General features: G+C 47.6%; 8 protein-coding genes. 4 read left to right on the top strand and 4 right to left on the bottom strand.

Annotated features, from left to right (window positions below):
• Positions 1–52 precede the first annotated feature (52 nt).
• From ACO08K_RS08360 to ACO08K_RS08350, 3 genes are all read right to left on the bottom strand, one after another.
• Entirely contained in the window at positions 53–1,672 is a 1,620-nt protein-coding gene (locus tag ACO08K_RS08360) for a T9SS type A sorting domain-containing protein (RefSeq protein WP_421795939.1), read from the bottom strand.
• A 744-nt stretch (positions 1,673–2,416) separates the two neighbouring features.
• Complete coding sequence (locus ACO08K_RS08355; RefSeq protein WP_421795938.1) at positions 2,417–3,487, bottom strand: Kelch repeat-containing protein; 1,071 nt, start codon at positions 3,485–3,487, stop codon at positions 2,417–2,419.
• Positions 3,488–3,493: 6 nt separating this feature from the next.
• Complete coding sequence (locus tag ACO08K_RS08350; RefSeq protein ID WP_421795937.1) at positions 3,494–4,783, bottom strand: DUF4270 family protein; 1,290 nt, start codon at positions 4,781–4,783, stop codon at positions 3,494–3,496.
• A 298-nt stretch (positions 4,784–5,081) separates the two neighbouring features.
• On the opposite strand from ACO08K_RS08350, the gene ACO08K_RS08345 reads away from it, so the two are divergent.
• From ACO08K_RS08345 to ACO08K_RS08330, 4 genes are all read left to right on the top strand, one after another.
• Positions 5,082–6,017, top strand: a complete 936-nt coding sequence (locus ACO08K_RS08345; RefSeq protein WP_421795936.1) for an MBL fold metallo-hydrolase — start codon at positions 5,082–5,084, stop codon at positions 6,015–6,017.
• A gap of 33 nt (positions 6,018–6,050) precedes the next feature.
• Positions 6,051–7,436, top strand: coding sequence for a sialate O-acetylesterase (locus tag ACO08K_RS08340; RefSeq protein WP_421795935.1), 1,386 nt, complete (start codon positions 6,051–6,053; stop codon positions 7,434–7,436).
• Between the two features lie 186 nt (positions 7,437–7,622).
• Entirely contained in the window at positions 7,623–9,182 is a 1,560-nt protein-coding gene (locus tag ACO08K_RS08335) for a T9SS type A sorting domain-containing protein (RefSeq protein WP_421795934.1), read from the top strand.
• 240 nt (positions 9,183–9,422) lie between these two features.
• Complete coding sequence (locus ACO08K_RS08330; protein ID WP_421795933.1) at positions 9,423–10,814, top strand: aminopeptidase P family N-terminal domain-containing protein; 1,392 nt, start codon at positions 9,423–9,425, stop codon at positions 10,812–10,814.
• Between the two features lie 55 nt (positions 10,815–10,869).
• Here ACO08K_RS08330 and lepB read toward each other — a convergent pair whose 3' ends face one another.
• The gene (gene lepB / locus ACO08K_RS08325; RefSeq protein ID WP_421795932.1) at positions 10,870–12,465 is read right to left on the bottom strand and encodes a signal peptidase I; all 1,596 of its coding nucleotides are present in this window, start codon (positions 12,463–12,465) and stop codon (positions 10,870–10,872) included.
• Positions 12,466–12,501 lie beyond the last annotated feature (36 nt).

Below are 12,501 nucleotides of genomic sequence, written 5' to 3'. Positions count from 1 at the left end.
TAAGCTGAGTTATACCTCACTGCAAGTACAACTCAGCTTAAAGAGGATAAATTTACTCCACCACCAATTTTTCAACCTGCATCCAATCACCCTGTTGTAAACTCAAGGTATATACTCCCGCTGGCAAGTTTCCTAGTTGAATCGAGCGACTTTCCAGCGCGCGCAGCGGTTGTTGCAAGATCAATTGTCCAAATAAATTGTGGATGCGCAAGGTTCCATCTCCCAAGTCGGCGTTTAGGCTATGTATTTGGAGTTGATCTTGGGCAGGGTTGGGAGAAAAGGACAATAAATCCCGTGCACTACGGATTTCTTGGGTGGGTGTAAGTTTTGATTTTGGTGTATACACCCATAATTCTCTACCAGTTTGTGGGTCATTGATGGTTAGGAACAATTTGTCTTTAACTACTAAAAAATTTCCAGGATCAGCCTCAGTTGGTCCTTTTTTCCATTCAACTGGTACCGTACCGGCGGTAGTACCATTGGTTCTCCAAAGCTCCCAGCCCGTCTCGTCACGGTAAGCATTCAAGTAAATGCTATCACCAAAGACGGCGTATTGCCCGCCACTAAAACTCAACCCCCCGCCTAACTTTGACAGATCCAATGGTCGGGTAGTACCCTTTGGTGTGCCATCAGTTACAAAGAGATCAGAAATATAGGAGGGAGAAAAGGCATGAAAGTACAGTTTGTCTTTCAAAATTCGGGGTGATGATGGCTCCTGGTATGCTTTTTCCCCTTCTAGTTTAAAAGTACCTGCACTGGTGCCGTCCGATACATAATAACGTTCTGTATTGCTGAACCCTCCCAGATCCACGGCAGGGAAATAGAACTTATTATTCCAAACGACCAGGGATTTGAGTTTTTTAAAATCGTTATTGTTGTCATCAACCTTGGCTACCTGCTTCGTCCCTGCAGCTGTACCATCACTTACATACCAATAAGCTGGATCAAAAAAGCTTGTACTCAAATAAAAAAACACCTTATTGCCCATTGCGGTAAGTTGAAACGGGTTGGACAAGCTGAAATCGGTACCAATTTCATATACTCGCTTGGTATTGGCAGCACTTCCATCGCTCGACATCAGCCACAGGGAACTTACTCCGCTAGGGTTTGCAATCATCATGAGTTTATTTCCAGCCACGACAATATCCTTCAGTCCGTAGAATCCCAATTCAAAAACCTTAGTTACCTTACGACTGCCCAAATTCAGGCGGAAGAAGGAAGCATAAAAACTACCAGACTCCTCTGCTGCAAAGTACATCACGCTATCCAGTAAAACTGGCCCAACCAAATAACTATAAGCAGAGGTAATGGCTAATGTACCAGCTTTTGTACCATCACTCAACCAAAAACGGCCAGAACCTGATTCGTTGATGGTTACGATGGCTTTTTTGCCTTTCCATGTAAAAATATCCTTCACCCTTTCCCCATTGGCTAAAGTTACCAGGGGTAGTGTACCTGCGTCGGTCCCATCGGATACCCAGATGTTGTTTAGCTTTTGAGCATCGACTAGAGAGAAGAGGGCTTTATTTCCCATACTATCCATCATTGTACTGCCTTCACGCCAGCCACCAGTTGTGCCAGGTGCAAAATCTTTGACCAAACGATAGCTTTGAGCATTAAGATTTAGCATCAGTGCTAAGAACAAAAGGGTTGTTGTAAAAAGTTGTCTCATTATTTTTAAAATTAAAAAGTGATAAATTTCTTTAGGATCTGATGAATAATTGTGAGTTGTAACCACCAACCGTTTTAGGATAAACTAGTTGATGTGTACAGCATACTCTGTCCTGATTGCTCTGCTGAACAACAGGAAATTTAAGAGGCAGTTGAATTGTAAAGCAAGCTCGGTATGGTGACTAATAATGCGTAACTGGAACAAACCTGGACGTATCAGGAATTGATTTCCTTTACATTCGTTTCAGGTTGTATACATTGTTGTATTTAGAGTGCAAACATGAAGAGAAAAAAAACATTTTGCAACTTTATGGTTGGATTTAAGCAAATTTTAGACAGGCTCGTAGTTAATCAAAAAAAAGATGTCGCACCAAAGGACTCAGCGCGACATCTTCATCAACAGTTAACACCAAAAATATTGGTCGGCACCAAAATTATTCGCCTTGAGGAGAGAGAGTCAATACGCCGACCAAAATTTGAACACCCAATTGACCATGTGTAACAGAAAAAAAATTAAAAACTCCTTGTACTGCTTGTTGAGTCAAAGATAAAGTGGATAGGCGCGGAATTGGGTGACTTTTGGGTGATGGGGAGGGTGATTTTTATCAGCTTGCAAAAAACGATGGCACCGCTCCCCTGCAGTGCCATCTTCATTTGCTGAAGGAAAACGGAGCGTACCCCGTTTTTAGCAAACTTAACCCTATCTTATATGTCTTAATAAATTGAAGATCAATATTAAATGATCTCAATCACAATCCTCCTGCTCCGCATCCGGCGAAAATGTCCACAAATCATCAAAGCGCCCACTGCCCGCGGTACCCGTAGTGACATAGGCTAAACTCCCAAAACTAAAGGTGATCGTAGTCGCACGAGCCGCCCCACAATCGTCGCTGAGGGGAGTGTGTTCCGTCCAGGTATCCAGTGCCGGATCATAGGCCCAGATGTCGCCGAGATAATACCCACCAGTAGAGCCACCAAAGAAAAAAATGCGCTGATCCAGCACAAAAGCACTGGCCGAAATGCGCGATTCCAGGTTAACCTGATCGTCATCATCGTCATCATCCCGCAGACTTGTGACCTCCGTCCAGGTATTTTGCTGTGGGTCAAAGGTGTAGAGGTTTTTCTGCGCCACCCCATTGCTGTTGCCAAAACCAACGTAGGCTTTGCCGTTCAAAACAACCGCCGTAGCCCCCTCCCGTTTGGAACCCCCAAAATCGCGGATGGGCGACCAAGAATCGGAACTGCTGTCATAACTCCACATGTCGACCAGGTAATTGCCATCGTAACCAGTGCCCACATAAGCTTTGTTCCCAATCACAAAAGCGATCGCTCCCCGCCGGGCTCCGCCCGGAAAATCAGCAATTTTGCGCCAGCTGCGGGTAGCCGGAGTATATTCATAAAAATCGGCGAGATAGTCTTGGTCATTATCCCCCAGCCCTACATACCCTTTGCCATTGAGGGCAAAGGCTACCGCTCCATTGCGTGCCGATCCCGGAAAACGCGCCTGAGTATCGGTATTGAGGCGCCCCAGGTTGTCCCAATATCCCTGGCTTGGATTGTAGGCCCAAAAATCACTCAAACGTTCACCGTCTTCATCAAAGCCCAAGCCAACGTAAGTGATGTCATCAATGGTGAAACTTACGGCGGCATTGCGCCCAACGCCGGGAAAACCGGAATTGATCTGCTCCCAATCACCAAGGAGCTCTTCATCATCGTCACCGCCCAGGTCACAACTCAAGGTGCCTAGTCCTAGTGAGAGCAGCAGGAGCATCAGCGTGCCCCAGGAAAAACGAGTTAAAGTCGGTTGATAAAACATGGTTGTTTATTTAATTACGGTGAAAATTACATGCAGTTTGATGGCGTCACGAGAGAGCCTTTGACTGGGCAGTACTAGACGGCCAAGCTCATTAAGCCCCGTACTAAAAACCGGAGCATAGAGCATAATCCCGTCGTAGTCATCACCATCCTGATGCAGAATGTCGTGGACGTAATCGGTGAGGTAAATGCGGAAATTGGAATTGCCGGTTAGCGGGTCTATGGTTCGGCGGACGCTGACGGGGTTATAATCCCTGCTGCTCCAGTAGGTTTCCGCCAGGGTGTTTTTATGGGTAGGGGAGTACACGTAGATGTTTTCCAAAGGAGAAAAATCACTGCCCTGGTAACTGGTCTTGAGGGGTTGAATGTCCAGATAAGCCAGATTGACGCTGATGTTGCGGTTTTGGCGGATGCTGCGCAAAGTGGGAAAATCCAGTTTGGTACAGATGCCCACCCCTGCCTGGATAAAGGTTTGATGCCCACTTTGTGAGGAAGAAAGGGGGACACCTTGCTGAGTCAGTTTACTGATTACGGTATTTCCCCGATCACTGGTGATACGATTGAAACGCCGCCCCGGTTTTAGCCTTAATTTTACTTCGCCGGCTGCGTCGGTTTTTTGATCGTGGTAATACAGTCGAATTTGTACACTGTCGCTGGGGAAACCCATTACTGATTGGCCTTCATTATCGCCTTCATGCACGAGGGCAAGGCCCTTCAACACATTTTCCAGCAAAAGGTCATCCTGTCCTTTAGCTACTTTTAACAGAGTTTGTCCCAATACATCGGGCAGGCGGATGTTGAAACGTTTGCTGCGCGTTGTTCGGGTGTTGAAACTGGCAGTGGCAATTTTATTGAGGGTTCCCGGGGCTGGTGAATCATTAAAATAGAAGGTCTCATCGTCTAGTGTACTTTCCAGGGTATAAACGGTAAGCCTTTGCAGGTGATCCGTAGCCGGGTATTCATAATCCTGCCTTAAGGATAGACTCAGGGAGTCAAAGCGAAAATTGTCGTCGTCATCCAGGGAAAAAATATCAAAGGTATCGGCATTGAAAAAGCACTGCGCACTGATGTTGCCGAGGTAAGGGTCGGGGTAGGAACCTACCAATAAACGCGTGCCATCGGTGGTGTACATGGAATCGAGCAACAGGCTGGCTGATTCAACACTCAGGCTATCAATTTCCTGTACCTGGGTGTTGTCTTCATCAATCAAGTCCTCCCCGATGATGGTGCCATGTTGGCAAGCAGCCAGCCAAATGGCCATGACAAAAAAGAGCAGTAAGTCGGTTAAATTTCTCACATTCAATTATTTTTAAGTTCAATAATGAGCAAAGAATCTCCATGCTGAGCAGCGGTTTAAAGCTGTCAGTTCGTAATGGACATGACAATCCCAGGTGCAGAAAGGTCAATACCTAGGCACCAGGCATGGCAATACCAAAATGAAATTAGGAGTGGGTTAGCGGATCAAAATGAGATCGCCGTATATTGAGCTTGTGAGAGTCTGGAGCGTTTGGGGTAAAGATGGAGGAAAAGGGGGCTCTGGTTGTATGGAAATTTGTCAGATGCGTTACATTTTTTTGTGGCTTTAAACCAGGAATATGAAAATAGCCTATTTGTTGCTGATTTGCAATGCTTTATTACTGTTGTCTGTGCAGCCAGACCTAGCTGATTCACCCGCAATAATTGTTTTGGGCACCATCCAGGATGCAGGTTCGCCCCATGCGGGCTGTACCAAAGACTGTTGCAAAAGTCTTTTTTCGAAACCTGATCCCACCCGGATGGTGGTCTCTCTTGGCTTGATCGACCCGCTTAACAAACTGAATTTTTTGTTTGAAGCCACCCCGGATTTACCCCGTCAAATGAAATTGCTCAAAACCTATAGCCCTTTTCGGCAGGAAGAAACGCCCAACGGGATTTTTTTGACCCACGCCCACATTGGTCACTACAGCGGACTGATGTACCTGGGCCGGGAAAGTATGAACGCCAAGTCTACTCCCGTATACGCCATGCCCAAAATGCAAGAATTTTTGGAAAAAAATGGCCCCTGGAGCCAACTGCTTGCTTTGAAAAACATTGCGATTCAAGGACTAAAAAACCTGGAACCCCAGCGTTTGTCGGACCATCTTCAGGTTACCCCGCTGCAAGTACCCCATCGCGATGAGTTTTCTGAAACGGTAGGCTATCGCTTCGAAGGTCCTAATAAATCGGCCTTGTTTATCCCGGATATCGACAAATGGGAGCGTTGGTCTATGGACATTGTGGCTGAGATCAAAAAGGTGGACTACGCTTTTTTGGACGCTACTTTTTACGACAACGCCGAACTCAATTACCGCAATATGTCCGAAATTCCCCATCCTTTTGTGGTCGAAAGTATGCAGCGCTTTAAAGAACTGCCAGCCTCAGAAAAGAAAAAAATCTATTTCATTCACCTCAATCATACTAATCCCTTGCTGAACCCGAAGAGCCCCCAACTGAAGGAGCTTCAAAAAAATGGTTTCCAGGTTGCCCACTTTCGGCAAATTGTTCATCTTTAGCTCCTTAAAAGAATCAAAAAACAGTTGTTCATCATGTCACAACAAGCAATCAAGTATTTTTCTACACTCTGCCTTTTGGTGTTGGCTCAAGTCTCCTGGGCGGTATCCCTACCAGCCGTATTTTCCGACAATATGGTTTTGCAACAAAACAGCGAACTGATCATCTGGGGTTGGGGAAAACCACTGGAAAAAATCAGCATCAATACCCCCTGGGATGGCAACATCCTCAATACCGAAGCCACCAATCAAGGTGTCTGGTCCGTATTTGTCAAAACGCCCAAGGGCAGCATGACTCCTTATAACCTTACCATCAAGGGCTACAATGAAATTGTGCTCAAAAACGTATTGGTCGGCGAGATTTGGCTTTGTTCCGGGCAGTCCAATATGGAATGGTCGGCCAATATGGGCATCAACAGCGCCCAGGATGAAGTCAAACAGGCGAAATATCCCAATATCCGTTTTTTCTCAGTGGTTCACCGTACTGCAACTGCGCCCCAAATCGACCTGGAAGGGGCATGGGCAGAATGTAGTCCGGAGAGCATGCAAAATTTCAGTGCTGTGGGCTACTTTTTTGCCCGCAAGCTTCAAGCAGAGCTAAAAGTACCCATTGGCATAATCAATTCCAGTTGGGGTGGCACTCCCGCCGAATGCTGGATGCCCTCAGAAGCTTTTGAAGGCAACGAACTGATCAGTACTGCGGCCGCAAAACTGGAACCAGTGCGTTGGGGCCCCACCGAAATTGCCCGCATCTACAACGCCATGATTGAACCCCTTACCAAATTCAAAATTGCCGGAGCCCTGTGGTATCAGGGCGAATCCAACGTAAGCACCGCCTATGCCTACAAAGAAACCATGACGGCATTGATTACCAGCTGGCGCAAAAAATGGGGGCTGGAATTTCCCTTTTATTATTGCCAAATCGCCCCTTACAAATACGAGAACCCTGCCGAGGGTGCCGCACTACGTGACGCGCAACGCCGTACCCTTAGTGTCCCCAATACTGGCATGGTGGTGACCAGCGACATTGGCGACACCAGCGACATTCACCCACGCAACAAGCAAGATGTGGGTTTGCGCCTGGCCAACCTTGCTTTGGTGAAACATTACAAAGCCAGCAATGCCGTAGTCGCGGGGCCACTTTACCTCAATAGTCGAGCCCGGGCTGGTCAAATGTTGGTTTATTTTGCCAATGCAGAAGGGTTGAATTTTAAAGGGGATAAAATCACCCACTTCGAACTGGCCGGTGAAGACGGTGTTTTTTACCCCGCCGAAGCCACAATCAACAAAGATAACCTCGTAATCGTACAATCTGAAAAAGTGCCTCAACCTACCATGGTGCGTTATGCCTGGGGCAATACAGCTACGCCGAACTTGTTCAATGGGGCGGGATTGCCAGCTTCGTGTTTCAGCTCGAAATAAAGTTGAGAAGGTTGAGATGGTTGAGGGAGGTTGAGGCTACCGCGAGCGACTTGAACACAGATCTTGTCAAAGTCGCTCGCGGTAGCCTCAACTTCTCAACTCCTCAACCCACTCAACTATGTTAAACTTTCCCCCTCCACTAAACTTCACCCCTTTTTCCTCGTCTTATTCCTAAAGCCCATCATTATGCAGCAGAAATTACTATTATCGCTATTATTGGTTCTGTTCGGTTTGAGCGTAAGTTCCGCCCACAATCCAGTCTGGACCCTGGATATCGCACCGATCCTTTACAAACATTGTACCCCTTGTCACCACGATGGTGGATTGGCGCCCTTTCCCCTGGTGACTTATGATGATGCCTACTTCAATCGATTTTCAATTGAATATTCGGTTAAGACTGGCAAAATGCCGCCTTGGCCGCCCGATCCCACTTACAGCCGTTTCGCGCATGAGCGCCTGATAAGCGCGGAGGAAATCCACCTGATTCAGGAATGGGTTGCCGGAGCTGCCTCTTATGGCAATCCCAAGGATGCTCCCAAAGTCCCGGAATACAACAACGCGCCCCTGATCAGTACGCCGGAATTGAGTTTGCAAATTCCTGAGTACACCATTTCAGGTGAAAAAGACGTATACCGTTGCTTCCCCATTGCGAGTGGGGTCAATGTGGACAAATACATCACTGCTTTTGAATGTGTACCTGGGAACGGGCAAATCGTGCACCACGTACTGGTGTACGCCGATACTGCCAAAACCGTACTGACCCTGGATGCCCGCGATCCGGGGCCGGGGTACACCAGCTTTGGCGGCGTCGGCTCCCAGTCAGCAGTACAAATTGGGGCTTGGGTACCGGGTAGCCGACCAATTATTTATCCCAAAGGGATGGGGCAACTGTTGCCAAAAAATGCCACCATCATTCTGCAAGTTCACTACGCACCAGGATCAAAAGGAAAAACCGATCGAACCCGTTTTTTGGCACGCCTGGAATCGGGTCCGATGCGTCGCCTGGAAACTCAACCATTGCTCAACCACTTTTTATCCCTGACCAATGGGCCACTCGTTTTACCGGCCAATCAGGTAAAAACCATCAAGTCCCAATTCCGGGTACCTATTCAGGGCACGGTGATTGCGGTGGCACCACACATGCACCTGTTGGGAAAATCCGTCAAGGTTTGGGGCATTACCCCCAAAAAAGATACCTTGAAAGTTATCCGCATCAACAACTGGGATTTTCATTGGCAAGGATTTTACTTGTTCCGCAAAGCAATGGTAATTCCAACCGGGACTACCGTGTATGGCGAAACGGTATACGACAATACCGTCAACAATTTTGACAATCCCAATTCACCACCTAAAGAAGTGCGGGTAGGGGAGGGTACTACCGATGAAATGATGTTGGTGTACTTCACCTTCACGGCCTATCAACCGGGGGATGAAAACCTGATCCTGGCGCCCGAAGAAGTGACCAACAGCCGCGAGATTAAACTGGAAGATTTGGAGCTCAAAGTGACCCCCAATCCAGTTCAATCTCAGGCCCTGATCTCTTTTAAACTCAAAGAGGCCGAACCCATTTGGTTGGATGTCTTTGATGTGCAAGGGCGTTGGGTGCGGAGTTTGGCGGCCAATCAAGGTATGGCTGCTGGAGAGAATCAAGAGGAATTGGATTTGAGTGGGTTGCAGAGTGGGGCGTATTACTTGCGTTTGCGGACGATTAAGGGGTATGCTTCGAGTCAATTGGTCAAGTTGTAACCTTTCGCGAAGGTTTTACCCCAAGTTTTCAATATTACCAAAGCGACACTTTTTAGCACAAAGGACACCAAGGAGAGCACAAAGAGCACAAAGAGCACAAAGTTAGATGTAGACGATCTTTGTGCCCTTTGTGCTCTCCTTGGTGTCCTTTGTGCTAATTTTTATGTTGATAATGAAACTTGGAGATGATCCTTGATTTCCCTGAAAACCCCTATTTTGCCCCTTCAACCTACACGCATCATGACCATCAACCTGAACACCGTTGAACTGCCGAACTTTGGCATGCCCTCCGCTGAACCAAGCCTGAGCCAGGCCATTTACGAAGGGCGCATCGACCGTTTGCGGCAAAAAATGCAAGCCGAAGCCCTGGATTTTGTGATTGTTTACGGCGACCGTGAACACAACGCCAACACCACTTACCTCTGTGGCTACGATCCACGTTTTGAAGAAAGTTTATTGATCATTGGCAAAACGGGTTTGCCCCATTTGTTGCTGGGCAACGAAGGCTGGGGCTACGCCGAACTGGCACCATTGCCAGTAAAAAGAGTATTGTTCCAATCCCTGAGCTTGATGGGGCAAGACCGCCTTTCGGGCGTATCCCTGAGCCAGGCTTTGAGTGACGCCGGGATTGATGTAGAAAGTACCATTGGAGTAGCAGGCTGGAAATACTTTTCCGCAGCCGAATTCGCCGATCCAGACCATTGTTTTGAAACACCTTCTTACCTGATTGATACCCTGCGCAAAATCAGCGGCAACCACCAGCAGGTGCGCAATGCCAATGCCCTCCTGATGAACCCGGACGACGGCCTGCGCATTTTGAACGAAGCCGAACAGTTGGCCCTATTTGAATTCGCCGCCTGCCATACCTCCACTGGCCTCAAAAATGTACTCTTCAACATGCAGCCGGGCATGACCGAAATGCAGGCTACTACGCTGATGCAACTCAATGGTTTTCCCCTGGGTGCGCATACCATGCTGACCAATGGCCCTCGGGCGGCTTACGGCTTGCCCAGCCCATCGATGAACACACTCAAGGTAGGCGAACCCTTCACCATGGCCATGTGCCTTTGGGGTGGTTTGAATGCCCGTGCGGGTTGGTTGGTACACGATGAGACCGAGTTGCCGGATGGGGTAGGGGATTATCTGCAAAAGCTGGCCATTCCCTATTTCCGGGCCATCGTAAAATGGTACGAGCACATTGGCATTGGGGTGCCTGCCGGTGAATTGTACGACATCATTCACGGCGAAATCGGCGATCCTTTTTATGGGGTAAAACTCAATCCCGGGCACTACATCCACATCGATGAGTGGGTGCATTCCCCAGTATTCAAGGGCTCGGAATTAAAATTTAAATCAGGGATGGCCTTGCAAGTGGATGTAATTCCCGGAACTGGTACTGCCTACCATACCAGCAACATTGAAGATGGGATTGCGCTGGCCGATGAGGCGCTACGCGCTGAATTGGCTCAAAAATTTCCGGAAATGTGGCAACGGATTCAAGCCCGCCGGAAGTTTATGGCTGAAGTGATTGGCATAAAATTGAAGCCGGAGGTGCTGCCCTTTAGCAATATTCCGGCGTATTTGCCGCCGTACATGTTGAGCCCAAGGAGGGTGTTGACAGTGCAGCAATAAAAAAAGGGCGCATTCTCATCATGGAATGCGCCCTTTTTTTGATCAGTTGAGAACTTTACCGATTCCCCGCCGACATAAAGATCCTCCGCCAGTTGATCCCCTTGGCCAGGCTTCCTTCTTTCAGCGAGAACCAAATCAACAGCGGTTTGCCCACTACATGGTCTTCAGGAACGAAGCCCCAGTAGCGTGAATCTTCCGAATTGTGGCGGTTGTCCCCCATCATCCAGTAATAATTCTGCTTGAAGGTATAGGTCTTGGCTTCTTTGCCATTGACATAAAATTTGCCATTGCGCTCCGCAAAATCGTTGCCTTCGTATTTGCTGATTACCCGGCGGTACAAGGCAATCGATTCGGGGTTGAGAGCAATGGTTGCACCTTTTTTCGGAATGTAAATCGGGCCGTAATTGTCCAAATCCCATCTGCCAAAATGGGCGGTATCGTAAGGGAACAAACGACTTTGGGTCCGACTCATATCGATGTTTTCAATCACGATGTTTTTGTCCATCGCTTTGAGCTTGGCCTTTTGTTCGTTGTTCAGAATCAGCATCATGTTGGAACTACCACCGTTCACCCCTTGCAATTGATCCTCGGTTGAAATGCCCCAATCACTGAATTGTTGGGTGTTGATACCCGCTCCAGAAGGATTGTACACTTGATACATGTACTGCAGGTACTTGGGGTTGGCACCGGGTTTCCCGTTGATGTACACCTGGCGGTTGCGGATTTGCAAAGAATCACCGGGCAAACCAATACAACGTTTGATGTAGTGGTCCATTTTGTCCATCGGACGGGTAATCAAGGGGGCTTGCCCAATTCCGATCATGGAACTGGCCTCCGGAGAAACACTCCCTCGCCTATAGTCGTAAATACTCCAAGTACGATTGGGGAAAATATATACACTATCGCCTTCAGGGTAGTTGAAAACCACTGGATCATTGTGATCGATGCTTTCAAAAGCCTTTAGTCGATTGTATTTGAGTTTGGGTTTTTCCAGGTAAGACTCGGTATTGAGGATGGGAATGCGGTTGTGCAACAATGGCACCATCGCCACAGTTTGAGGCATCCGCAGGCCATAACTAGGTTTGCTCACAAACAAAAAGTCGCCCACCAACATCGAACCTTCCATCGAAGAAGTTGGGATCACATAGGCTTCAATCAAAAACATCCGAATAAAAGCAGCGGCGAAAACCGCAAAAATGATGGCCTCAGCCCATTCCCGAATTCCTGATTTTTTGTAAGGATTTTCGGACAACAATTTTTTGTGCTGCCGCTCATTGGTACGAGATTCGTGCAATTTATTGCGGTAATCCCGCTCCTTAGGCAAGATTGGGCCTTCGTACTTATCCGTTTTATTGGTGCCTAGGTACAGGAAATAAAAAGGGGCAAACAATACCGCCAGAGCACTGTGGTAAAATTTGAGTTTACCAAAAGAGCGTGCCATATCTACTGCCAAACCAGCGTAGATGAAGATGTTGACTATTGGAAACAAAAGAAAGATGGCGTGGGTGGCTTTGCGCCCCACCAGTTTACACCAAACGATAAAATTGTATCCAGGAACCAGGCCTTTCCAGGCGGCTTCTCCACATTTTTGAAAAATGAAGTATAAACTTACACTCAACAATACGTAACTCAGTACAAAAAACAGGATCATGCTCTGCGTAATTTGTGTGATGGATTGTACGAAAGC

The organism is Haliscomenobacter sp., assembly GCF_965225875.1.
Lineage (GTDB): Bacteria > Bacteroidota > Bacteroidia > Chitinophagales > Saprospiraceae > Haliscomenobacter.
Note: the sequence above shows the minus strand (reverse complement) of the source record. Positions and strands in the feature narration are given on the sequence as shown.